Annotated in this window: 23 protein-coding genes and 1 tRNA gene (1 of these 24 only partly in view); 15 read left to right on the top strand and 9 right to left on the bottom strand. The window is 41.6% G+C overall.

Annotated elements, in window-relative coordinates:
• Together V7S75_RS00145 and V7S75_RS00140 are read right to left on the bottom strand one after the other, a co-directional pair.
• Positions 1-136: GIY-YIG nuclease family protein (locus V7S75_RS00145; RefSeq protein ID WP_459511140.1), on the bottom strand; the 136-nt coding region annotated here is incomplete at its 3' end.
• A 42-nt stretch (positions 137-178) separates the two neighbouring features.
• A tRNA-Met gene (locus V7S75_RS00140) sits at positions 179-251 on the bottom strand.
• Positions 252-348: 97 nt separating this feature from the next.
• Here V7S75_RS00140 and era point away from each other — a divergent pair.
• Entirely contained in the window at positions 349-1,251 is a 903-nt protein-coding gene (gene era / locus V7S75_RS00135) for a GTPase Era (protein WP_459510693.1), read from the top strand.
• Between the two features lie 12 nt (positions 1,252-1,263).
• Positions 1,264-2,586, top strand: coding sequence for a ribosome biogenesis GTPase Der (gene der / locus V7S75_RS00130; RefSeq protein ID WP_459510692.1), 1,323 nt, complete (start codon positions 1,264-1,266; stop codon positions 2,584-2,586).
• Here der and V7S75_RS00125 read toward each other — a convergent pair.
• Positions 2,566-3,600, bottom strand: coding sequence for a WD40/YVTN/BNR-like repeat-containing protein (locus V7S75_RS00125; RefSeq protein WP_459510691.1), 1,035 nt, complete (start codon positions 3,598-3,600; stop codon positions 2,566-2,568). The genes der and V7S75_RS00125 overlap by 21 nt on opposite strands.
• A 48-nt stretch (positions 3,601-3,648) precedes the next feature.
• Positions 3,649-5,970, bottom strand: a complete 2,322-nt coding sequence (locus V7S75_RS00120; protein WP_459510690.1) for a T9SS type A sorting domain-containing protein — start codon at positions 5,968-5,970, stop codon at positions 3,649-3,651.
• A gap of 223 nt (positions 5,971-6,193) precedes the next feature.
• Between V7S75_RS00120 and V7S75_RS00115 the strand changes: the two genes are divergently transcribed.
• Entirely contained in the window at positions 6,194-7,864 is a 1,671-nt protein-coding gene (locus V7S75_RS00115) for a glutamine--tRNA ligase/YqeY domain fusion protein (RefSeq protein ID WP_459510689.1), read from the top strand.
• On the opposite strand, the gene ftsY is transcribed toward V7S75_RS00115, so the two are convergent.
• The 3 genes from ftsY to rpmG all read right to left on the bottom strand — a co-directional run bounded on the left by ftsY (position 7,865) and on the right by rpmG (position 9,295).
• Positions 7,865-8,845 (bottom strand): signal recognition particle-docking protein FtsY, encoded by a 981-nt coding sequence (gene ftsY / locus V7S75_RS00110; protein ID WP_459510688.1) that lies wholly within the window; start codon positions 8,843-8,845, stop codon positions 7,865-7,867. It abuts the gene before it with no gap.
• A 94-nt stretch (positions 8,846-8,939) separates the two neighbouring features.
• Entirely contained in the window at positions 8,940-9,092 is a 153-nt protein-coding gene (locus V7S75_RS00105) for a DUF4295 domain-containing protein (protein ID WP_109324168.1), read from the bottom strand.
• Positions 9,093-9,112: 20 nt separating this feature from the next.
• Complete coding sequence (gene rpmG / locus V7S75_RS00100; protein WP_109325429.1) at positions 9,113-9,295, bottom strand: 50S ribosomal protein L33; 183 nt, start codon at positions 9,293-9,295, stop codon at positions 9,113-9,115.
• A 166-nt stretch (positions 9,296-9,461) separates the two neighbouring features.
• Between rpmG and V7S75_RS00095 the strand changes: the two genes are divergently transcribed.
• The 7 genes from V7S75_RS00095 to lon all read left to right on the top strand — a co-directional run bounded on the left by V7S75_RS00095 (position 9,462) and on the right by lon (position 17,934).
• A complete protein-coding gene (locus V7S75_RS00095; protein WP_459510687.1) occupies positions 9,462-10,676 on the top strand; it encodes an NADH-quinone oxidoreductase subunit D in 1,215 nt (404 codons plus the stop codon).
• A 2-nt stretch (positions 10,677-10,678) separates the two neighbouring features.
• Positions 10,679-11,656: a polyprenyl synthetase family protein gene (locus V7S75_RS00090; RefSeq protein WP_459510686.1), complete on the top strand. Its 978-nt coding sequence runs from the start codon at positions 10,679-10,681 to the stop codon at positions 11,654-11,656.
• Between the two features lie 77 nt (positions 11,657-11,733).
• Entirely contained in the window at positions 11,734-12,330 is a 597-nt protein-coding gene (locus V7S75_RS00085) for a rhomboid family intramembrane serine protease (RefSeq protein WP_459510685.1), read from the top strand.
• A complete protein-coding gene (locus tag V7S75_RS00080; RefSeq protein WP_459510684.1) occupies positions 12,327-13,487 on the top strand; it encodes a 1-deoxy-D-xylulose-5-phosphate reductoisomerase in 1,161 nt (386 codons plus the stop codon). The genes V7S75_RS00085 and V7S75_RS00080 overlap by 4 nt, the downstream gene beginning before the upstream one ends.
• A 3-nt stretch (positions 13,488-13,490) precedes the next feature.
• Entirely contained in the window at positions 13,491-14,861 is a 1,371-nt protein-coding gene (gene rseP / locus V7S75_RS00075; RefSeq protein ID WP_459510683.1) for an RIP metalloprotease RseP, read from the top strand.
• 2 nt (positions 14,862-14,863) lie between these two features.
• A complete protein-coding gene (locus V7S75_RS00070) occupies positions 14,864-15,349 on the top strand; it encodes a DUF6702 family protein (protein ID WP_459510682.1) in 486 nt (161 codons plus the stop codon).
• Positions 15,350-15,441: 92 nt separating this feature from the next.
• Positions 15,442-17,934, top strand: a complete 2,493-nt coding sequence (gene lon / locus V7S75_RS00065; protein ID WP_459510681.1) for an endopeptidase La — start codon at positions 15,442-15,444, stop codon at positions 17,932-17,934.
• Here the strand turns inward: lon and V7S75_RS00060 are convergent.
• The gene (locus V7S75_RS00060; RefSeq protein ID WP_459510680.1) at positions 17,898-19,820 is read right to left on the bottom strand and encodes a RecQ family ATP-dependent DNA helicase; all 1,923 of its coding nucleotides are present in this window, start codon (positions 19,818-19,820) and stop codon (positions 17,898-17,900) included. The genes lon and V7S75_RS00060 overlap by 37 nt on opposite strands.
• Positions 19,821-19,958: 138 nt before the next feature.
• On the opposite strand from V7S75_RS00060, the gene V7S75_RS00055 reads away from it, so the two are divergent.
• From V7S75_RS00055 to V7S75_RS00035, 5 genes are all read left to right on the top strand, one after another.
• Positions 19,959-21,422 (top strand): DUF4301 family protein, encoded by a 1,464-nt coding sequence (locus V7S75_RS00055; RefSeq protein ID WP_459510679.1) that lies wholly within the window; start codon positions 19,959-19,961, stop codon positions 21,420-21,422.
• Positions 21,423-21,753: 331 nt separating this feature from the next.
• Entirely contained in the window at positions 21,754-22,944 is a 1,191-nt protein-coding gene (uxuA, locus tag V7S75_RS00050; RefSeq protein WP_459510678.1) for a mannonate dehydratase, read from the top strand.
• Between the two features lie 142 nt (positions 22,945-23,086).
• On the top strand, positions 23,087-23,491 hold the full coding sequence (gene rpsL, locus V7S75_RS00045; protein WP_127805424.1) for a 30S ribosomal protein S12: 405 nt from the start codon (positions 23,087-23,089) through the stop codon (positions 23,489-23,491).
• Positions 23,492-23,561: 70 nt separating this feature from the next.
• Positions 23,562-24,029: a 30S ribosomal protein S7 gene (gene rpsG, locus V7S75_RS00040; RefSeq protein ID WP_130895318.1), complete on the top strand. Its 468-nt coding sequence runs from the start codon at positions 23,562-23,564 to the stop codon at positions 24,027-24,029.
• 130 nt (positions 24,030-24,159) lie between these two features.
• Entirely contained in the window at positions 24,160-24,567 is a 408-nt protein-coding gene (locus V7S75_RS00035; RefSeq protein ID WP_315575075.1) for an RrF2 family transcriptional regulator, read from the top strand.
• Between the two features lie 10 nt (positions 24,568-24,577).
• Here V7S75_RS00035 and V7S75_RS00030 read toward each other — a convergent pair whose 3' ends face one another.
• Positions 24,578-25,096: the 3' portion of an RluA family pseudouridine synthase gene (locus V7S75_RS00030; RefSeq protein ID WP_459510677.1), read on the bottom strand. The gene runs 207 nt beyond the window's last position; only the last 519 of its 726 coding nucleotides appear in the window; its start codon lies off the right edge, out of view; it ends in the stop codon at positions 24,578-24,580.

The following is a 25,096-nucleotide window of genomic DNA, read 5'->3' as shown; positions in this document are numbered from 1 at the left end:
TGGTATATCCGCTTTTTGCTAGCGAATTATGTGAATGAAATCGGCTTATTAAATCAGACGTGTAGCCGATATAAATTTTATCGAATGTAGCTGAATATAAAACAAGTAACGAACATGATTCAGTGAGTTGTGGCATATAAAACAAAAAGACAAGCCTTTCGACTTGTCTTTTTTCTAGTAGCGGGGGCCAGACTCGAACTGACGACCTTTGGGTTATGAGCCCAACGAGCTACCAACTGCTCCACCCCGCGATATATTGGAGTGCAAATATGCAGGGTTATTTCGGGAAAAACAAGTATCTTTGTTAAATTATTCACAATATCCCATTCGGGGAATATATTATTTGACATGGCCCAGCAGCATAAAGCAGGTTTTATCAGTATCATCGGCAAACCCAATGTGGGCAAAAGTACGTTGATGAATGCTTTGGTTGGGGAGCGCTTGTCCATTGTAAGTTCCAAAGCACAAACAACGCGTCATCGTATTCTAGGCATGTTGAATGGTGAATACCAAGGAGATGAGTACCAAATCATCTATTCAGATACGCCTGGTGTATTAATGCCTAAATATGAATTGCATAAGTCAATGATGGCTTTTGTGAAAAATTCATTGGAAGATGCGGACGTGGTTTTATATGTGACGGATGTGTTTGATACCTATGAAGATTTGGAGTTCCTAACAAATTGGAAGGATCATACAGCTACCCCCATTGTTGTATTGTTGAATAAAATAGATTTGGTATCCGAAGAAAAGCTTCAAACCTGCATGGAATATTGGCAAGGGATTTTTCCTGGCAAGCCAATTTTGCCCATTTCGGCGCAAGAGCATGTGCATTTAGATCAAATCTTCAAGCATATCGTCGAGAATTTACCCGTTCATCCACCGTTTTTCGATAAAGATGAACTCACGGATAAGTCGGAGCGTTTCTTTGCTGCCGAGATTATTCGCGAAAAGATATTTTTGAATTATAAAAAGGAGATTCCTTATTCTTGTGAGGTTGTTGTGACTTCGTTTAAAGACGAGCCAACTATCTTACGCATTGCATCTGAAATTTATGTAGAACGTGTTTCTCAACGGGCTATAATTATTGGGCATAAAGGAGAGAGTATTAAGAAAGTGGGTATTCAGGCTCGTGCCGATTTGGAAGCTTTCTTTGGTAAAAAAGTTTTTTTAGAGCAGTTTGTGAAGGTAGAGCCAGATTGGCGTGCAAAAGCAGATAAATTGCGATCATTCGGGTATTCACCCGATTAATTTATAGGACAGATGTCAAATATTGTAGCCATTGTAGGCCGTCCCAATGTGGGCAAATCAACGTTGTTCAACCGTTTAATTGAACAGAAAAAAGCCATTATGGATAATATGTCAGGCGTTACGCGTGACAGACATTATGGATATGGCCAGTGGACAGGTAAATTCTTTTCTGTGATTGACACAGGAGGTTATGTTCATGGATCCGAGGATATTTTTGAAGGTGCGATTCGTGAGCAAGTAGAATTGGCGATTGAAGAATCCGCAGTACTTTTATTCGTTGTTGATTGTACAACGGGCTTAACGGATTTGGATAAGGATTTTGCCAATATATTACGCCGTTCTAAAAAGCCGGTGATTTTGGTCGCTAATAAAGCAGATACCAATGAAAAAGCGATGGCTGCTGCCGAGTTTTATGAATTAGGCTTGGGAGAACCATTTCCAATCGCCGCTGAAAGTGGTAGTGGAACTGGTGATATGTTGGACGAAATGATTTCTCATTTCAAAGATGAAGGGATTGAAAATCCAGAAGCAGGTGTTCCTCGTGTGGCTATTTTAGGCCGACCAAATGTAGGAAAGTCATCTTTCTTAAATGCTTTATTAGGCCGTGATCGTTCGATCGTGACGGATATGGCTGGTACGACGCGTGACGCGATTCAAAATCATTATACGCTGTATGGTAAAGATTTTATCATTACGGACACGGCAGGTATTCGTCGGAAGGCGCGTATCGATGATAACATTGAGTACTATTCGGTTTTACGTTCGATTAAGGCTTTGGAAGAATGTGACATCGCGATCATTTTAATTGACGCAACGACCATTGATCCATTGACTGGTTTAGAAGCCCAAGATATGAACATTGTCAGCATGGCTGACAAAGCGAAAAAGGGAATTGTATTGATGGTGAATAAGTGGGATTTGGTGGCAAAAGATACGAATACCGCGAACCAGTTGGAAAAAGCCATCAAAGAGCGCATGGCGCCTTTGAATTATATGCCTGTAATCTTTACTTCCGTGATGGAGAAGAAGCGTATTTTCCAGGTACTGGAGATGATGCTGGAAGTTTATGAGAACCGTTCTCAAAAGATTTCTACTTCGAAGTTGAACGATGTGATGTTAGAGGTAATTCAAAACTATCCGCCACCAGCATGGAAAGGTAAATACATTAAGATTAAATATTGTACACAGGTTTCTACGCCGTATCCAACGTTTATATTCTTCTGTAATCTTCCTCAGTACATTAAAGAGAGTTATGAGCGCTATTTGGAGAATCAAATGCGGAAGAATTTCAAATTAGACGGGACGCCTATTTCGTTATTCTTTAGAAAGAAATAAATCATTGATGGACGAAAGGCTAATGTAACCTAATTGGCCTTTCGCTCCAATTCCCCAAATCGTATCGCCTACTTGAATGATGTTGTGAAAACTGGTATTGCCTAAGTTTCTCCAGATTCTCTTTTTTTCATGGTAAGCTACGCTTTGACTTGGGCCTGTTATAATCCAATAGGGTTTTGCCCAAATCACTTTTTCCATGTAAAATGTGGGTGTATTTGTTAATGCTTTCCAATGCGCACCACCATCTACTGTGGTAATAATGGGTATGCTAAGTTCATGTAGTTTTCGGTAATCCCCTCCAACGGCCCAAAATTCTTTTTTGTTTTTTGCCCCGATGGAAAAATAGCCTTTTGCCTCTCCTGAAGCAATACCGGGCTTATTGATTTTCCACGTTTTCTTGCCTAGATCGTAGTGGTAAATGTTAATTGAATCTGCCCCGCCACCTACAAAGTGGATATTATCTTCTGAAATGATCATACTAGAACCACTTGCGGCAAAAAATGCTTCCTTATTTTGTAACAAGGGCATATTGGTCGAATCTAGCTTTTCGAATTTCTTTTTCGCATAGGAAAATAAGGTCATTTGTTGGTTAATCGGATCAGATAATAGCCATGCCCGTTTATTTTTCTCATCCCACTGCAAGCAATCAAAGAAGTAGCCAGCTTCATTCAATTGGAATATAACTTCCCAGTGCTTACCGCCATCTACCGTTTGGTAAATACGGGCTTTCCCTTCCTCTGATGGCCCCGCACTCATTAACATAACTTCCTGGTCATTAATTATTGCAAGGTCTCTGAAATCAAGTTTCTCGGCTTGTGGGGCTTGTTTGAATTCCCATGTTTTACCAGCATCGGTTGAGTGACCAACTGTTCCTTGCGTTCCGCTTGCCCATATATTCTCGCCTTTCGACTTTAAGGCTCTGAATGATGCATTTGTTGGTATATCAACCTTAGTCCATTGAGCGAAGCTAGGGATGTTAGTGAGTAATAAGAGATAGGTGAAATGTTTCATCATAAAAAAAGCCGATCGTTTCGGATCGGCTTAATTTAAAGGTGTTGGATATTATTTGTTTACAATCACTTTGCCAACGAACGATTTACCGCCATCAGCTTTGATTTGTAAAATGTAGATTCCATTCGCTAATCCACTTACTTCTAAGATAGATGTTCCGTCTGTATTCGCGATTTTGCCTGCATATACTGGACGACCTACCATATCAAATAATGTAATCTCTCCATTAGTCCAATCTTCCAAGATTTGGATTTGAACCTTAGCGGTTAAATCTGAACTTGATGCTGCAGTAATCGGGTTTGGATAAACCGCAACTCCTGAATAATCTGGGTCAACAGCATATGTGTATTTCACTGCGTCTGTAATACAAGTTAATGGTGTTCCATCAATTGTGTATAGATATTTACGAGCTACCGTGTAATCACCTGCTGTTTTAACTTTCGAAATGTAAGTTTTAGGAGTCAATAATGCAGATCCAAATTTCCAAACATATTCGCCAGCTCCTGTTGCGTTTACAGTTGCTGCAGAAGGGAAGTTGGTAGCTTTCAATGTATATACGCCTTCTTTTACGATTTTTGTATCAGAAGCTAAAGCTGGATTAACTTGTGCAACAACTTTAATTCCATTCGAGTTTAAAGAAATACAACCATTGATATCACGCGCAGTCGCTGTATAGGTTCCGCTTGTTTTAACATCTGCTAAAACTTTACCTTCGTATTTAGTACTCCAAATTACATCGTTTGTTGAAGTAGCTACTAAGCTTACGGTATTGATTGTACCTGTTTCTGATTTAACACAGAAATAGGGTGATGCGCCGTTAACTGTCGCAATGGTAGGAGCTGCTGGCAATGGCAATACTGAAATGACAACTGGACTTGACGCCAAAGAATAACATCCGTCTGGATTGATTAATCTTACAGTATAGCTACCATCTTTGTTAATGTTAGCTGTTTTGCCTGTTGCTTTGTTGCTCCATTCATATTTTGTTGCCAAGCCATCTGGCAAATCAGATGATTCAAGCACGGCTTCAATAGGGGTTCCAAAACACCAACCTAATTTCGTTTTAGCTGTAATGCTCGGCGTAGCTGGACGATCATAGTTTGTTACCGCAACAGCATCTGAAATAGTAGAATTACATCCGTAGTTTGTCGTATATGCTACTTGTACGGAAATATTTGTATTGGCCTTGATGCTTGATAAAGTTCCCAGGCTACTTTGTGCAACACCGTTTACATACCAAGTAAATTTGGCTGGAGCTGTTGGTTTTCCCGGCATCAAATAACCTTCTTGTTTAACTAAGCTCGTTGAGTCAACATTTAACGTTGTAACGCCATCCAAACAATACTTGTTATTCCCTAAAATGACTGGTTTGTTAAGGGCAATTTTATTAATGCTGAAAATGTTAGAATCTGAAAATCCGCAAGCACCTGCGCCACCTTTTGAAGCTACGCGTACAAAGTAATTTCCTGAACCACCCGTGTTGAATACGCCTGTGTTATTTGATCCAACTAAATTGTTATTCAAGAACCATTGATATGTCATCTTTCCTGCGTAGGCATCCGACATATTTGGTTTTAAATCAATTGATGTACCATCGCAAATTTCAGTCCAATCTGATCCTAGTGCCGTGTTTGATGTCAAACGAACGTTTTGTGGTGGATAAAACTCTTTACCTACAAATGAACTTCCGCCTTGCGTAACTGGGTATACAGTCACCGTAGCATTGTTGCTGTCTTTGTATAGCGCATTGAATTTACATTTTGCACGATATACACCCTCGTCATAATTTCCACTTAGTGTAAGAATACCATCAAATTCAGCCCAAACAACTTCTGTTGAACCATCTGGTTTTGTCCATTCAACCTCATCGTAACATCCATCTGCTTTCAAACGAAGTACACCTCCAGTAGGATTGTCAATGTAAGCACATTGACGACTTACAACAGCAATTGGAGGGGCCCACTCGTTGACTGGTTGTGGTAATACGTAAATCTGAACAGTTGCTTTTGGATCAGTTGGAGCCGTATGGCCAACACATTGAACGGTGTATTGGTAAGGCGAATTCGGATCTTGAATCCAGAAACTATTGTTCGCGTTATTACCAAGCGCAACGGTTGAAACTGTTGTTGTTGAAGGCGCGCCATACGATGCATCCCAGCTTGAAGCTAGGTTATCCGTAACTCCTTGATTGTTTGTCGCCGACCAGTCATAACCAGCAGCGCAGCCCGAAACGGTAAAAAATACCGAATAGGTATTAACTCCATTCATTTTAACGCTTGAAGCGCCATTAATAAGTGGAGTTGTCTGTGAAAATGCGAAAACACTAACTAACGTTAGGGCAATCGAGAGAGAAATTTTGAATAATTTATTCATTATGATAAGGAATAATTGAGTAGATGTTCTGGTTAAAATCTGTTGGTATTTTTTTCAAACCCCAAGTTAAAAATTATTTTTTAATTTAAATAGAAAAATTATTATTTGGTAGCTATTAGGCATTTTTTAACTAACGCGATATCTCAAATTTTAGTGTGCATCGTAGCTAAAATATGTTTATTTTTGTTCTTACATTTTACAATCAAGCAAACCAAAAGCATTCATGGAAGAATCCAAATCCAAATCGTTAAACTTTTTAGAGGAAATTGTGCAAGCGGACCTTGCTTCGGGTAAATATCCACAAGGAATTTTTACGCGTTTCCCGCCTGAGCCCAATGGCTATTTGCACATTGGACATGCGAAAAGTATCTGTTTGAATTTTGGATTAGCCCAGAAGTTTGGAGGTAAAACGAATTTACGTTTTGACGATACAAATCCAATGACGGAAGAAACTGAATATGTGGATTCCATCAAATCGGATGTCGCTTGGTTAGGTTTTGAATGGGAAAATGAGCTTTATGCCTCCAATTATTTCGAGCAAATCTATCAATTCGCCGTTTCATTAATAGCTAAAGGCCTTGCCTATGTGGACGATTCTTCTGCGGAGGAAATCGCAGCGCAAAAAGGTACGCCCACAACTCCTGGTACGAATAGCCCATATCGTGACCGCTCTATCGAGGAAAATTTAGCCTTATTTGCTGCTATGCGTAATGGAGAATTTGCTGACGGAGCCAAAGTATTACGTGCAAAAATTGATATGGCGCATCCCAATATGCACATGCGCGATCCATTGATGTATCGTATTCGCCACGTGCCGCATCACCGAACGGGTAATCAATGGTGCATCTACCCAATGTATGATTTTGCGCATGGGCAAAGTGATTCGATGGAGGGCATTACTCACTCCATTTGTACATTGGAATTTGATGTTCACCGACCACTATATGATTGGTTTATTAATAAATTGGAAATCTTCCCATCCCATCAATATGAATTTGCGCGCTTAAACTTATCTCACACAGTGATGAGTAAGCGTAAATTATTGCAAATGGTGAATGAGAAAGTCGTGTCAGGCTGGGACGATCCTCGCATGCCTACGATTTCGGCACTTCGTCGTCGTGGTTTTACAGCTGCTTCTATTCGTAATTTTTGTGAGCGAATTGGTGTTGCAAAGCGCGATAACTTAATTGATATCAGCTTGTTGGAGTTTTGCATCCGAGAAGATTTAAATAAAATTGCGGACCGTGTCATGGCAGTGATGGATCCCGTTAAATTAATTATTACAAATTACCCTGAAGGGCAGACCGAAGATTTAATGGTCGAAAATAATCCGGAAGATCCAGAAACGGGCAAGCGCGTCGTTCCTTTCTCTCGCGAATTATTCATTGAGCGTGAAGATTTCATGGTGGAGCCTCCGAAGAAGTTTTTCCGTTTAGGACCTGGTTTGCAAGTTCGTTTAAAAGGCGCTTACATCATTACCTGTGACCATTTTGAGTTGAATGCTGATGGATCTGTGAAAGAAATTCATGCCTCCTTTATTCCTGAAAGTAAATCAGGGCAAGATACCTCTGGAATACATGTAAAAGGAACAATCCATTGGGTGTCTATTCCACATGCGGTACAAGCGGAGGTTCGTCTTTTTGATCGTTTACTAATTGTAGAAGATGCCTCTGAGTTAGGTGACGATTTTGTGAAATTTGTGAATCCTGAGTCTTTGCAAATTATCGAAAATGCATTTGTTGAGCCTAGTTTAGCACAAGCTAAAATAGGCGAAGCGGTTCAGTTTATTCGTAAAGGATATTATTGCCTAGACCGCGATTCTAAACCAGATCATTTGGTGTTTAACCGCACGGTAACTTTGAAGGATACCTGGGCAAAAGAGCAGAAGAAATAATTATTTTTTGGCGAAAAGGGAATCGACAAAGGTCGTTTTGTTAAAAACTTGCAAGTCGGAGACTTTTTCGCCAACTCCAATATACTTCACCGGGATTTTGAATTGATCCGAAATTCCGATTACAACCCCACCTTTCGCGGTTCCATCCAATTTGGTAATGGCTAATGCCGTCACTTCTGTGGCTTTAGTGAATTCTTGCGCCTGAATGAATGCGTTTTGGCCTGTGGATCCATCTAATACTAACAATACTTCGTGCGGGGCGTCTGGAATAAATTTTTGAACCACACGCTTCATTTTTGATAACTCAGTCATCAAATTCACCTTCGTATGTAGGCGACCAGCCGTATCAATGATGACGATATCTGCCTCCATATCAACCGCTTTTTTTACAGTATCGAAAGCAACTGAGGCTGGATCCGTGTTCATACCATGATCAATCACCGGGATTCCTACACGCTCACCCCAAAGTTTCAATTGGTCAACTGCCGCCGCACGAAATGTGTCTGCTGCACCTAGAACAACCTTCAGTCCATTTTGATGAAATTGAGAGGCTAATTTACCAATCGTAGTTGTTTTACCTACACCATTAACTCCCACCACCATGATCACATAGGGTTTTTGGTTAGGCTCGGCAAACGCATTTTCAATGTCGTAGGATTTGTTTTCGTCAAGCAATGCCGCGACTTCCTCACGCAAAACTTGATCTAATTCTTCTGTGGATACAAACTTGTCGCGCTCCACGCGGCGCTCGATACGCTCAATGATCTTGAGTGTTGTCGCAACACCCACATCTGAAGTTAATAGGATTTCTTCTAACTCATCTAGGACATCGTCATCGACTTTGGATTTTCCCAAAACCGCACGACCCATCTTGGAAATAAAACCTTCTTTGGTTTTTTCCAAGCCTTTTTCCAAGGCCTCTTCCAGGTCTGCTTGCTCCTCCGGAGCGGGTTTCTTTTTGAGAAAATCAAATAATCCCATTCGTGTGCGTGTCTTTTGCGTGTTGAAGGTAAACAAAAAAAAGTCCCCGAAAAAGGGACTTCAATATGCTAGCGATAAATTGCCGACGAAAAAACTAGTTTTTCAATGCAGCGTTAACCTCATCTTGAAGAATGATTTCTTCTTTGAAGGTATAAGCTCCTGTCGTTGGGTTTTTAACCGCCTTAATGATTTTAGCGTATTTTACGCCGCCTTCTTTCTTTAGTGTTGCAACTACTTTCTTAGCCATGATTCGTGGGTATTAAAACCTTATTTAATTTCTTTGTGTAGAGTAACTTTCTTCAATACTGGGTTGTATTTTTTCAACTCAATACGAGCCGTTGTGTTTTTACGGTTCTTCGTCGTGATGTAACGAGACATCCCTGGTAGACCCGACTCTTTGTGCTCTGTACATTCCAAAATTACTTGGATGCGATTTCCTTTCTTTGCCATAATTGTAAAATCTGTTTACGCCTCGATTCGAAACGGAATGCAAAGGTATAAGAAATATTTTTTTTGCCAAATAGTTTGCCCAAAATATCTGATAAATAATTGATAATCTTCGCCTACTCAACTTCCGAGGCTTTTAAATGTGAGATACTTTCTTCATTTTTGTTCAATGAATTCCATTCAATACGAATTTCTTCCCCAGAATTTTCAAGATTCCGACCCGAATCAGTATCAGCTTGCTGACCTGAAATCAGAGGAAATGTTGATTTCACTTGGTCCGCAGCACCCATCTACGCATGGTGTTTTGCGTCTGGAAGTTATTTCGGATGGGGAGTTGGTAGTCGATGTGGTTCCACATTTAGGATATCTTCATCGTTGTTTCGAAAAACATGCCGAAGCTCTGCCATTCAATCAAATCATTCCTTACGTTGATCGCCTCGATTACATGGCTTCCATGAATTCTGAGCATGCCTATGTCATGGGAATTGAAAAAATGCTTGGAATTACGGGTACGTTGCCAAAACGCATCGAATACATTCGTGTTTTGGTTGCAGAACTGAATCGTATCGCGTCTCATTTTGTGGCGATTGGAACTTATGGGTTGGATATCGGTGCATACACGCCTTTTTTATGGTTGATGCGTGATCGCGAACATATTCAACGCTTGTTGGAATGGTTGTCGGGTGCTCGGATGTTGTACAATTATGTGTGGGTTGGTGGATTATTTTATGACCTTCCAGTCGGCTTCGAGGAGCGTACAGCGGAATTAATTCCGGTGATGAAAAATACAATTGCTGAGGTTCAAAAAATCGTTGAAGAAAATTCTATTTTCATCAAACGGACTGCGAATATTGGCGTTTTACCCTTGAATTTAGCAATCAATTATGGTTGCACGGGGCCCGTGTTACGCGGATCAGGTTTGGCATATGATTTACGAAAAGTAGATGCCTATTCTGTTTACCCGGAATTGGAATTTGATATTCCCGTTGGCGAAGGTTTAAAAGGCCAAACGGGCGACTGTTGGGATCGAAACCACGTTCGTGTTCTCGAATGCATTGAGTCCATTCGAATCATCGAGCAGTGTTTGTCGGCATTAACGAGCGAACATGCCCGAACGAAAGCATTTGACCCACAAGAATTTGTTCCGAGGAAAATTAGACCTGCCACGCAAGATATTTATGCCCGAGCTGAAAACCCGAAAGGGGAATTAGGGTTTTACATACGTGCCGATGGCAAATCAGATATCCCGACGCGAATGAAAGTACGTGCATGCTCTTTTCATCATTTGTCGGTGATTCCGGATTTGGCAAAAGGTGCTTATTTAGCCGACCTAGTGGCTATCATTGGTTCCATGGATTTAGTCATGGGCGAAGTAGATCGATAATTATGATACAACAATTTTTGCCCGCGCTCGAAGCTGAAATTAAACAACAATCTTTGGGAGATTCTCCACAAGAATTGTACGACCCCATTCGCTATTTGATGCAATTGGGTGGCAAACGGATTCGTCCGGTGCTTTGTTTATTGTCTTATTCCCTGTTCAAGACGGATTGGGAGAAGGTTGTGTCTACTGCACTTTCGATTGAGATTTTTCACAATTTCACCTTGATGCATGATGATATCATGGACAAGGCTCCGCTTCGTCGGGGTAAGCAAACCGTGCATGAAAAATGGAATGATAACATCGCGATTCTTTCAGGCGATGTGATGCTCGTGAATGCCTATCAATATTTGAATCAATGCCAGCATCTTTCTTTGGCTGAATTTCAGCACCTTTTGTTGCGGTTTAATCGGACGGCAGCGGAAGTGTGTGAAGGCCAACAAATGGACATGAATTTCGAAAGTCGGTCTGAAGTTAGCGTCGAGGAATACATCGAAATGATTCGATTAAAGACATCTGTTCTGATAGGTTTATCTATGGAAATGGGGGGTATTCTGGCAGGTGTTGAAGCAGAAAAAGCACGAATACTTTACGAGATTGGGGAATGCATTGGTTTAGGATTTCAGTTGAAAGATGATTTGCTCGATGTTTTTGGGGATCCTGAGAAATTTGGAAAACAAGTGGGGGGCGATATTTTGGCCAACAAAAAAACGTATCTGCTAATACGAGCCTTGGAAACTGCGAAGGGGGATGACCTTACGAATTTGCAAGCTTGGTTAGCGATGGAGAATCCAAATCCTGTTGAGAAAGTGGCCGCGGTCACACAGCTCTATACCAACTTAGGAATTCGCAAGGAGACTGAGGCGAAAATTAATCAGTATTTTGATCAGGCATTTCTGTCGATAGATCAATTAAACCTGCAAGCAGCGCAAAAAGAGGCCCTTGGTAAATTTTTGGCAGGGTTGGTTGATCGGGAAGTTTAATGTAGTTTTGTAGGCTAAATTTTAAAGGGCTTGGCCCGATTTTCATGGGGAATTCAAATTCACTCAGTTTTTTGATTATGGCTGTTACGGTCGGCATTTCGCTCCTTGCTTGGCAAAAGCCTGCTTGGATGGATGCGATGACGATGTCGCCTTATCGAATCAACAAAAAACAGGAATATTGGCGGTTTTTGTCGTCGGGGTTTATTCATGCCGACTTCACCCATTTGTTCTTTAATTTGTTTTCCTTTTACTTTTTTGGAACGCAATTGGAGTATATTTTCTCCATCATATTTCCGGGAATTGGGGGATATGTATATGTGCTATTCTATTTACTAGCTATACTCGTTGCCGATTTGCCAACCTATTTCAAGCAGCGCAATAATCATTATTTTAATTCCTTGGGAGCTTCGGGAGCTGTTTCGGCGGTTATTTTCGCTGGGATTATGTTCTTCCCGACGGAGAAGATTTACCTGTTTGGTGTGGTGGGAATTCCCGGTTTCATCTATGCTGGTTTATTTACTTGGTATTCCATTGCGATGGATCGTAGAGGACGCGATTATGTGAATCATTCTGCGCATTTATATGGGGGACTTTTTGGTGTGCTGTTTATTACGCTGACTAGACCTTCCACGTGGATTGAATTTATTCAACAAATAATGGCCATGCTCGGATGAAAAGAATAGCGATTTTAGGTTCGACGGGTTCCATTGGGACGCAAGCATTGGATGTGATTTTGCAGCATCCTGAAGCATTTTCAGTGTCCGTATTAACAGCGCAATCGAATGCAGATTTATTAATTGAACAAGCTTTGCAATTCCATCCTAGTCATGTGGTGATTGGGGATGAGCAAAAATATGAATTCGTTAAAAATGCGTTTTCCGGCTCAAGTATTACTGTTTTAGCCGGAGCAGAAGCTTTACAAGAAGTAGTTTGCTTGGATAATGTCGATGTCGTGTTGACCGCTTTGGTGGGTTACGCAGGTTTATTGCCTACCGTGAAAGCGATTAAAGCAGGAAAGCCGATTGCACTGGCCAATAAAGAAACGCTTGTAGTTGCTGGATCATTGATCATGCCTTTGGCGCGCGAAATGGGTGTTCCTATTTTGCCTGTGGATTCAGAACATTCGGCAATATTTCAGTGCCTCATGGGCGAGTCACACAATCCCATTGAGAAAGTTATTTTAACCGCATCGGGTGGACCTTTTCGTGGGAAGAAACGGGCGGATTTGGAGCAAGTAACCCGGGCTCAGGCATTAAAACATCCAAATTGGTCGATGGGAGCGAAGATTACGATCGATTCGGCTAGTTTGATGAATAAGGGTCTAGAAGTTATTGAGGCAGCTTGGTTGTTCGATGTGAAAGCTTCTCAAATCGATGTCGTGGTACATCCGCAATCCATTGTTCATTCCTTGGTGCAATTTGAAGATGGGTCGATAAAGGCTCAGTTGGGATTACCCGACATGAAATTGCCTATTCAGTTTGCGCTGGGTTATCCGAATCGCATGCAAGCCAATTTCCCTCGTTTTGATTTTCGGGATTTTGCTTCGTTGACATTTGAACAACCAGATATGGAGACATTCCGGAATTTGGGACTGGCATTCCAAGCCTTGGATCAAGGAGGAAACATGCCTTGTATCTTGAATGCTGCTAATGAAGTAGCGGTGGATGCATTTTTGAAAGATGAAATTGGCTTTTTAGCTATGTCCGATTTATTAGCGGATTGCATGGCCAAGGGAACTTTTTTGCTTAATCCAAGCTTAGAGGACTATATTACAACAGATAAATTAACGAGAGAAATGGCCCAAATGTGGGTTAAAAAGCAAAATAAATAAGGTATGGAAGGTTTGATTATGGCAGGACAGCTAATCTTGGGGCTGTCGATTTTGGTGACATTACACGAATTTGGTCACTTCATTACGGCCAAATGGTTTAAGATGCGTGTGGATAAATTTTATCTGTTTTTTGATTTTTTATTCCCTATTCCAACGGTTTTGAATTTCGCTTTGTTTAAGAAAAAAGTGGGCGATACCGAATACGGTTTAGGTTGGTTTCCACTTGGGGGCTATGTCTCGATTGCCGGGATGATTGATGAAACTCAGGACGCCGCTACGTTAGCGAAAGAGCCTGAACCTTGGGAATTTCGGGCTAAGCCTGCTTACCAACGACTTATCGTTATGTTGGGTGGGGTTATTGTTAACGTCATCACAGGTGTAGTTATTTTTATTGCTTTGACATTTTCGAATGGGAATAATTTCATTTCCAAAGATGAGTTGAATAAAAATGGAATTGTAGCCTTGGAATTAGGTAAGCAAATTGGCTTAAAAACGGGGGACAAAGTTGTTAAGGTAAATGGAGCTGATTATAAATCTTTGGCCGATTTACGTACATCTGATGTCTTATTAGGCGAAAATTCGTCTTATACGGTTTTGCGTGATGGGCAAGAAATTGTGGTCAAAATTCCTTCAAATTTTATCGAGAAATTAAGTGATAAAAAAGCTGCTTTCATTGAGCCTATGGCTGCGTTTAAGGTAGCTGAGGTTGCTGCGCCAGAAGAACCAGGAAGTCAGGATGGCGAGTTGTTGCCAGCGTTTTCAGCGGGTTTAAAAGCCGGCGATTACATCACTGCGGTGAATGGCCAGCCGATTCACTTTTATCATGAAATTAAAGAAGTGCTAGCGAAGGAAGCTGGGAAAGCAATTCGTTTGGTGATTAGCCGACAAGGCCAATCGGATACCTTATCGATGGTCGTTTCAAAGAGTGGTCAAATCGGATTTATTCCTGAATTACTGATCAAGACGAGCCATGAGGATTATACGTTTGCGCAGTCACTGAGCATTGGAACGGGTCGTGCATTCTCTGTTATATCTGATAATATTCGTGGTTTTAAGAAAATTGCCACGGGCGATGTCTCGGCGTCAAAGGCATTGAGTGGTCCGATTGGAATTGCTCAGATGTTTGGTGGTGTTTGGGATTGGACGCGTTTCTGGATGTTGACGGGTTTATTGTCGATGGCTTTGGCATTTATGAACATTTTGCCAATCCCCGCATTGGATGGTGGCCATGCGATTTTCTTGATTTATGAGATGATTACGGGAAAGCCAGCATCAGAAAAAGTATTGGAACGTGCCCAACAAGTGGGTATGATTATTCTACTTGCCTTGATGGCCTATACTTTCGGAAACGACTTATTTAAAGCATTTTTCTAGCATTGAAAAAAAGGATTTTCTTGTTGCTTTTGATGGTTTTGCCTTTGCTCGGGCTTGCTCATCCTTTCCACTCCAGCGTGGGAGAATGTGTCTACAACGCCAAAGAAAAAACTTGGGAAATTAGCATTCGCTTGTTTCAAGACGATTTAGAACAAGGACTAAGTGCATTTACGGGTAAACGATTCGTGTTTCAAGAAGGTCCTCAAACCGATAAGGTACTTGATGCATATTTGCGGAAGCATTTGGGAGTACAAGTAAACCAACAACTCACAACGCCTTACCGATATCTAGGCTGGGAGGCAGTCAAGGATGTGATTTGGGTGTACGTGGAGATTCCAACTGAACAAAACTTGAAAGGGATGTTTTGGGAAAACAGTTTGCTTGCAGATACTTTTCCAGATCAGACCAATCTCTTTCATGTTGCCCGTGGGGAACACAAGCAATCGTATTTGTTTCAAGCAAATAAATGGATTCAGGTTTTTGAATAAGGCAGTCTGCCAAAAGGTCATGTGGCATGATATTTGATTAGTTGCCCATACTTTTAGAATAAATTACGAGGGGAATATTATAAATTGTGTGTATGAATAATTCAAACGACCTTTTTAAGCATCTGAGGTTGTCAGACATGTCTGACTTCGAGAATATTGAATTGATTCCGATCGGTGGTGAGGGAGCTGGGAGTGATGACAAAATGGGCGTTTTGTCAGAGGAGTTGCCTATTCTGCCTATTCGAAATATTGTTTTATTTCCGGGTATGGTGATTCCGATTACGGTTAGTCGGCAAAAATCTGTGCGTTTAGTCAAAAAAGCCTACAAAGGTGACCGCACGATTGGTGTATTAGCGCAGGCAAATCATTCCAAAGAAGAACCATTGCCGGAAGATTTATATAAGATTGGTACGGTAGGACACATCGTTAAGATGTTCGTTTTGCCTGGCGGAAATACGACCATTATTGTACAAGGGAGAAAGCGTTTTGAGGTAAAGGAATACATCAAAACGGAGCCTAATTTGATTGCGAAAGTTAATTATTTGGAAGACACATTCCCAAAGAAACTTAATCGTGAGAACAAGGCATTGATTTCAACTTTGAAAGAAAATGCATCCAAGATTCTGAATTTAAATCCTGAGATCCCTCGCGAGGTTCAAATTGCGTTGGATAACATTGAATCGCCTTCCTATTTAGTGCACTTCTTGTCTTCCAATGTGAATGCTGAATTGCCTGAAAAACAAGCATTGCTTGAACAATTGAATGGATTAGAGCAAGCGACGAGTTTGTTGGAGCACATGATGAAGGACATTCAATTATTGGAATTGAAGCGTGAAATTCAGAGCAAAGCTTCGAGCGACATTGATCAGCAGCAGCGCGATTATTATATCCGCCAACAAATTAAAGTGCTTCAAGAGGAGCTAGGTGTAGAAAGTCCTGAGCAAGAATTGGATGGCTTGCGTGCACGTGCAGCTAAGAAAAAGTGGACGAAAGAGGTGAATGATTTTTTCCAAAAGGAATTGAGCAAATTGCAACGCACGAATTCGATGTCGCCGGAATATCCGATGTTGATGAATTATGTGGAGCTATTAGTAGACCTTCCGTGGGGCGAATATTCCAAAGATAATTTTGATCTGATTAAGGCGAAAAAAGTTTTGGATGCCGATCATTTTGGATTGGAAAAAGTAAAAGAGCGCATCATTGAGTATTTGGCCGTGTTGAAGATGAAGGGGGATATGAAAGCGCCGATTCTATGTTTATATGGCCCTCCGGGTGTAGGTAAAACATCTTTGGGACGTTCGATTGCAAAGGCATTGGGACGGAAATATGTGCGTATGGCTTTGGGAGGTTTACGTGATGAGGCAGAAATTCGTGGGCATCGCAAGACTTACATCGGTGCCATGCCAGGAAAAGTGATTCAAAATATTAAGAAGGCGGGGTCTTCAAATCCCGTATTTATTTTAGATGAGATTGATAAAGTTGGTTCCGATCAACGAGGCGATCCCTCATCAGCTTTGTTAGAGGTTTTAGATCCCGAACAAAACAATAGCTTCTTAGACAATTACATGGAGGTTGAATATGATTTATCCCGTGTGATGTTTGTGGCAACTGCGAATAATTTAGATACGATTCATCCAGCTTTACGAGATCGGATGGAGATTATCGAGGTGAGTGGCTATACGATGGAAGAGAAGGTTCAAATTGCCAAAAAGCATTTACTTCCAAAACAGAAAGCGGAACATGGCTTGGATAAAATTGCCTTTACGATGACGGATGCCGCGATTCAAAAGGTTGTGGAAGGATATACACGCGAATCAGGTGTTCGGAAATTGGAGCAAGAAATTGGTCGTGTGGTTCGTAAAATGACCAAGTCAATTGCGATTGGCGAGGAATACCCGAGTAAAATTCAACCTGCGGATGTTGTACGGATGTTGGGCCAGGAGGTCTTCGACAAGGATTCTTATGAAAGCAATGAATATGCAGGTGTGGTAACCGGCTTAGCTTGGACGCCGGTAGGAGGAGATATTTTGTTCATTGAAACCTTGTTGAACCGAGGTAAAGGTCAGTTGACCTTATCGGGACAATTGGGGGATGTGATGAAGGAATCTGCGATGGCAGCTTTAAGTTTCTTGAAGGCCCATGCGGATGATTATCAGATTGATTATCGGATTTTTGATCAATACAACTTGCATATTCACGTGCCTGCGGGTGCGGTGCCAAAAGATGGCCCTTCGGCGGGTATTACGATGTTGACGGCTATAGCGTCAGCATTAACCCAACGGAAAGTGAAGGCGAATCTGGCGATGACTGGAGAAATTACCTTGCGCGGAAAGGTTTTGCCTGTGGGAGGTATTAAAGAGAAAATTTTGGCTGCAAAACGTGCAGGAATTAAGGAGATTATTATGTGCAACAAGAATCAAAAGGATGTGGAGGAGATTGAAGCACATTACATTTCCGATTTGAAATTCCATTATGTAGAGCAAGCAACGGAGGTGTTGGCGATTGCTTTGTTGGGCCAACAAGTAAAAAATCCGGTCAAATTTGTATTTCAAGACGAGGCTAAGGCCAAAACGTCTGTGGATTGATAAACGATATCGCCCATTTCGAGGCAATATTGAATCATTTTAGCTGCCTCTGCCTGGGTTAATGGGCGGAGGCATTCTATTAAGTCTTGTAGACTCATCGCCCCATTTTTGAGGTAATTCAAAATTAGTTGGCGTTCTTTTTCCATCCCTTCCGGATAGGCTTTGCCTGATGCTTCTTTTTTGCGCTGAACGCAATTGTCACAAATGCCACAATTTGCTTGGTCGGCTTCTCCAAAATATGCCGTAATCAGTCGGTTCCGGCAAGTTTTTTTCTCGCGGACATAGGTTTCTATGGCCTTGATTTTGGTTTGACTTCGTTCTTTTTTCTTTAAATAATCACTCCAAATAATCGGTAGATTTTCAGTATTTGCACGAGGAGTAAGCAATGTTAATTTGGGTAGTCCGGATTGCTTTTCGTATTCGATTATTTCGAATTTGGTTAATAAATTTAGGATTCGTTCTACATCTGCCAAAGGCATTTTTATCAATTGGCTTAGATTTACTTCGGAAATCGAAATAAACTGGGTGTATAGGTTTCCTCCAAAATGTCTTAACAGGAATTTGATGAACGTCTCAAATTTCTCATTTCGAATCATGAAATCATATACCTCTGCAGCCGTTGCTTGAATGCGTATTTTGGACGGATTTTGGAAGGAGTCATTTAAGATTAATAATCCTTCGCTTTCCAACGTCTTGATGGCAAAATAGGTTTCCGATGCTGGTAATTGGAAGCGTCGGGCCATTTCGGTCCAGTCAAAATCATAGGTGCTTAATTCTCCGCTTCCTTCAGCAATCTGAAGGTAATTGCTAATGACCTGGTAGGTTTTACGCAGGACTTCGGGAGTAGGGAAGGTTTTCTCCCAATTAGCGTGTAAGTCTTTGATATCTTGCTCTTCTACGAGTACTACAGCATAGGCTTTTTTCTCATCCCGACCAGCTCTGCCAGCTTCTTGATAGTATGCCTCGAGTGTATCAGGTAGGTCCATGTGCACGACGAGTCGAACGTCTGGTTTGTCGATTCCCATCCCAAAGGCGTTCGTTGCGACGATGCAATGTGTCTTATTTTGTATCCAATCTTGTTGTTTCTTTGTTCGCACATCTGTCGCTAAACCTGCATGATAATAGTCGGCCAATATCCCATTTTTTTGCAATAATTGTGCGATTTCTTGCGTCTTGCGTCGATTACGGGCGTATACGATGGAGCATCCGCCAACCTTCTTAAGCATTTGAACGAGTTGGGGATCTTTATTTTCCTCCCAGCGACACGAATAAGATAAGTTTGCCCTTGTAAAGCTTTTTTGAAATACCTGCGGTGATTTAAATCCGAGTTTTTCAATGATATCAAGCTTAACTTCTTGATTGGCCGAGGCGGTCAAAGCGATGCAAGGAACCTTGGGGATAATCTCTCTGAAATTGTTGATTTCAAGGTAAGGAGGTCTAAAATCATACCCCCATTGAGAAATGCAATGTGCTTCGTCGACGACCAATAGGGAAATATTCATTTGTTTGGCCCGTTCGATAAATAGGTCGGTTTTGAGCCTTTCGGGTGAAATGTAAATGAATTTTACTTGGCCATAGATGCAATTGTCGAGGGCGATGTCAATTTGTTTTTTTGACATGCCTGAATAGATGGCAATGGCAGGAATTCCTCGCTTTGATAATTGTTCCACTTGGTCTTGCATCAAAGCAATGAGTGGGGTGATGACGATACATATGCCATCGGTTGCTAGTGCAGGAACTTGAAAGCAGATGGATTTTCCTCCTCCTGTGGGTAAAAGTGCTAATGTATCTTTTTTTTGAAGGACAGATTCGATGATATCCTGTTGCAAAGGGCGAAAGTTGGTATAGCCCCAGTATTGTTGCAATATGTGATGGATGTCCTGCATGTTCATTCAAATCTACCAAAAAATGCTTGAAGGATAAAGTTGTGCAGGAAGCAAGCGGTCAATATTTTTAAAATTATCTGTTTGATTATGCGAGAAAATTCAGCGCAAACTGTATTTTTATTTTTTTAAATCAGCATTATGTTAACACCATCCGATTTATTGCAATTATCAGCACGGGGCATTCGTCCAGAAGAAATTAATCAACAAGTTGAATATTTTAAACAAGGCTTTCCTTGGATGAATTTAGAGAAGTCGGCGACAATCGGGGATGGCATTGTCCGTTTCTCGGAGGCGGATTTGGCTTCGCATATTGAACGGTTTGAATCGAGGCGTTCGAGTTTGAATTTGTTGAAAATGGTACCTGCATCCGGTGCTGCGACGCGGATGTTTAAATCCTTGTTTGAATATATATCCTCGGGTCAGCCCAATAAGGAGTCTGATTTGTTTTTTAGCCAAAAGGAGTCATTTGCGTTTTATGAGGAGTTGAAGTCTCTTGCACCGGAAGGCACAGCGGAAGTGGATGTTTTGAAGAAATTGCTTGGAGCTTCTGGGATGGAATATGGTTCTTTGCCAAAGGGCTTGTTGAAATTTCATAAGTATGCATCGGGGGCTCGGACACCTTTAGAAGAGCATTTGGTCGAGGCGGCTGAATATGCATCGGATGGCCAAAAGGCGCGCTTGCATTTTACGGTTTCTCCTGAACATCGTGGGCGTTTCGAGGCTTTGGTGGCGCGACTGTCTCCGATTTGGTCTTCGCATTTTGGGATTGAATTTGAGGTGACATTTTCAGAGCAGAAACCAGCTACGGATACGGTGGCGGTGAATATGGATAATAGTTTGTTCCGAGAGGAGGATGGTTCCTTGTTGTTTCGCCCTGCCGGCCATGGAGCATTGCTTGAGAATTTAAATGATTTATCTGCGGATATTATATTCATTAAGAACATTGACAATGTTGTTCCGGATCATTTGAAATTGGCAACCATTCAATACAAGAAGGCTTTGGCTGGATTGTTGTTGTGGATTTTGGAGGGGATTAATTATCTGGAAATGCGTTTGAAGGGGGAGTTGAAGCCAGCTTTGATTGAGGAGGCATTGTTGGAGATCAAGACCTATTTAGGATTTGAGGTATCAGCTGATTTTCAGTTTTTGGCTATTGAAGCTCAGGCGGCTGAGTTATTGAACATATTGGCTCGACCTACGCGTATCTGTGGGGTGGTAAAGAATACGGGTGAGCCGGGAGGAGGTCCATTCTGGTGTCAGGATGTTGCGGGTAATTTGACATTGCAATTGGTCGAATCTGCGCAAGTTGATATGTCGAATGCAGACCAAAAGGCTTTATTTGCTGGCTCGACGCATTTTAATCCGGTGGATTTAGTTTGTGCAACACGAGGCTGTGATTTGATTGAGTTTCGGGATATGTCGACGGGTTTTATTACAGAGAAAACAAAGGATGGAAAATCGTTGAAGGCGCAAGAGTTGCCAGGTTTGTGGAATGGTGCGATGGCCAACTGGAATACCTTATTTGTCGAGGTGCCGTTGGAGACATTTAATCCGGTAAAAACGGTGACGGATTTATTGCGTCCGGCGCATCAAAATGTTTAGGGTTTTGCTCTTCATAAAAAATCCCTAATTTTGCACCTCTTCCAGCAGATTTTGAAGGAAGTATATAAATGCTTGATTACAAAAACCTTGTTCGTTTTACGGGCAAGGTTTTTTATTTTATCAAGATTCTGATATTAATTATCAAGTAAGTTTTTTCTTTTTCTGGCTTTGTGAAGTAGTTTTAGGATTAGAGGGTGTTTGTTTACGCTGCCGGGGTTAGATCCCCGGCAGCGTAAAATATTTCCGGAAAAGTTTACCGCTGCCAGGGTCAGAGACCCTGGCAGCGGTAGCGGGGACCCTGCCGACGTAAAGAGTTTAAAATCGAATAAATATGGCATTAGAGCAAACATGGCGGTGGTTTGGGCCGAATGACCCCGTCAAATTATCGGACGTTCGACAAGCAGGTGCAACGGGAATCGTAAGCGCCTTGCACCAAATCCCGAATGGGCAAGTTTGGGAGTTGAAAGATATTTTAGAACGCAAAGCAATTATTGAGGCAGCTGGATTAACCTGGTCGGTGATTGAAAGTATTCCCGTTCATGAAGACATCAAGACCCGTTCAGGAAATTACAAGCAATACATTGAGAATTATAAGACATCGCTAAGGAATGTCGGAGCGGCAGGTTTGGATTTGGTGTGTTATAATTTCATGCCGATTTTGGATTGGACGCGTACTGATTTGGATTTTCGTTTCCCAGATGGGAGCACGGGATTGCGTTTTGATGCGGCTGAGTTTTGTGCTTTTGAATTATTCTTGTTGAAACGTCCAGGTGCGGAGCAACATTACACAGCTGAGCAAATTGAACGTGCGAAGAAATGGTTTGATGCATCTACACAGGCCCAGCAAGATAAGCTCATTCGCAATATCATTGCAGGTTTACCGGGCTCAGAGGAGAGTTTCACCTTGAAGTCTTTCCAGGAAGCTTTAGATACCTATGCCGAAATAGGGGAGAAGGAACTGCGTGAGAATTTATATGATTTTATCCGGGAGATAACGCCAGCGGCTGAGGAAGCAGGGGTCAAGTTGTCGATACATCCGGATGATCCTCCGTATCCAATCCTAGGATTGCCACGCGTGGTAAGTACGGAAAGTGACGCGGTGCAATTATTGGCTGCTTATGAAAGTAATGTCAATGGATTGTGTTTTTGTACGGGAAGCTATGGCGTTCGTGCTGACAATGATTTAGTAGGTATGGTTGAGCGTTTGGGACATCGCTTTAACTTCATTCATTTGCGTGCGACACGCCGTGATGAATATGGCAATTTCCATGAGGCAGATCATTTGGATGGCGATGTGGATATGTTTGGCGTGATGAAAGGTTTAGTTCAGGAGCAAAGGAAGCGGATAGCAGCTGGTCGGAAGGATTACCGACTACCATTCCGTCCAGATCACGGCCATCGCATGTTGGATGATTTGCAGGAAGGCAAGAAAACGAATCCGGGCTATACGGCAATCGGTCGCTTGCGCGGATTGGCGGAATTGCGGGGATTGGAAATGGGAATCGAGGGGTTTTTGAAATAATTTTCTGCCAAACCGTTTTGTTTTGTCTTTCTTATTGTTAAATTTGCACCCCCATTAGTGTGGGATAACTCAATTCAATTGGGTTTGCTGCACAATAGAAGGGATTAAATGAATTTATAATTAAACAGGTAATTACGCTAAAATGCCAACTATTCAGCAATTAGTGCGCAAGGGACGTGAGCAAATGACTTGGAAATCTAAGTCACCTGCTTTGGATTCTTGTCCACAAAGAAGAGGAGTTTGTACTCGTGTATACACGACGACTCCAAAGAAACCAAACTCAGCGATGCGTAAAGTAGCGCGTGTACGTTTGACAAACCAAAAAGAGGTGAATGCCTACATTCCAGGTGAAGGTCACAACTTGCAAGAGCACTCGATCGTTTTGATTCGTGGTGGTCGTGTTAAGGACTTACCAGGGGTTCGTTACCACATCATTCGTGGAGCATTGGATACTGCCGGAGTTTCTGGTCGTTTACAGTCTCGTTCGAAATATGGTGCAAAACGTCCTAAACCAGGTCAAGCAGCTCCAACAGGTAAAAAGAAATAATTTATTAACAGAAAGATCCAGTATGCTTCGTTAAGGCAGAAGGTTGGGTCGAAATTAAAAAACTAACAACATGAGAAAGGCGAAACCAAAAAAGCGCTACGTATTACCAGATCCTAAATTTAAGGATGTATTAGTAACTAAGTTTGTAAACAACTTAATGTACGACGGAAAGAAATCAACTGCATTTACAATTTTTTATGATGCATTGGACAAGGTTGAGGAGCGTACAAAAGAAAACGGTTTAGAAACTTGGAAAAAAGCATTAAACAATGTGATGCCATCTGTCGAGGTTAAGAGCCGTCGTGTGGGTGGTGCAAACTTCCAGGTACCAACAGAAGTACGCGCTGAACGTAAAGTTTCATTGGGAATGAAGTGGTTAATTGGTTATGCACGTAAGCGTGGTGACAAAACAATGATGGATCGTTTAGCGAATGAAATCATTGCAGCATCTAAAGGAGAGGGAGCAGCTGTGAAGAAGAAAGATGATACGCACAGAATGGCGGAGGCGAACAAAGCGTTCTCTCACTTCCGTTTCTAATTCAATTGAATTATGTCAAAAGGCTGTCCAGTTATGGGCAGCCTTTTTTTATGTCCTTTCTTAGTTAATCGATTGGCTTAGTGGAGTATTTATAAAAAATTAGTAGCTTTGATTAACATTCAACAAAACTATGATTTCGAAGAAGGCAAAATATGCATTAAAGGCATTAAAGGTATTGGCTCAGGCTTATGAAAAAGGGCCATTATTAATTTCGCACATTGCGGAGTCGGAGCATATCCCCAAGAAATTTTTGGAAGCAATTTTGTTGGAACTGCGCAATCATGGAATTTTGCAAAGTCAGAAAGGTAAAGGTGGTGGTTATTATTTACGTGTTCCGCCGAGTGAGGTGACATTTGCGAAGATTATTCGGATTGTTGACGGTCCTATTGCGCCGGCATTATGTGTTTCCTTGCATTTTTATGGCAAGTGCGATGATTGTGCGGATGAGGAAACATGCCAATTGCGTACGGTATTGGCCAAATGGCGGGATGCCAATTTATCAGTTTTGGAAAAGACGACTCTAGAGGAGCTTATTTAAGCTCCTTTTTTTATTCGTATAGGTAATCCAAATTTTTCATTTTGAAATCATCGGGATCTAATTCTAAGAATTCTTCCCAGAAAGGATTTTCGGGAACAGAAGCTTTGCAGATGATCGGTGTTTTCTTGATCGGGTGGATGAAATATAAGCGACGGGCATGTAGGTTGATGCTTGCGTCGGGATTGGGTTTGTCGTATCCGTATTTGATATCACCACGAATAGGGCAGCCCAAAGAGGCTAATTGTACCCGAATTTGGTGCGGTCTACCGGTGATAGGTTCCACCTCAACTAAATAGTGTAAGTTGATTTTTCCTAAAACTTTGTAGTTCAATTCCGCTTTGAGGGCTTTGTCTTCAGGGAAGTCATAAGCCGTGGTGGTATTTTTTGCTTCGTTTTTCAAAAGCCAATGCGTTAGCTTTCCTTTTTCTGGGTAAGGCTTTTTGCGCGTTACGGCCCAATAGGTTTTTTGGATATCGCGTTTGCGGAACATTTCCATCATGCGTTCAAGCGCTTTGGATGTACGAGCAAA

This window comes from Aquirufa sp. TARAVU-A1A (assembly GCF_054558675.1).
This window is presented reverse-complemented; position numbering and strand designations above follow the sequence as displayed.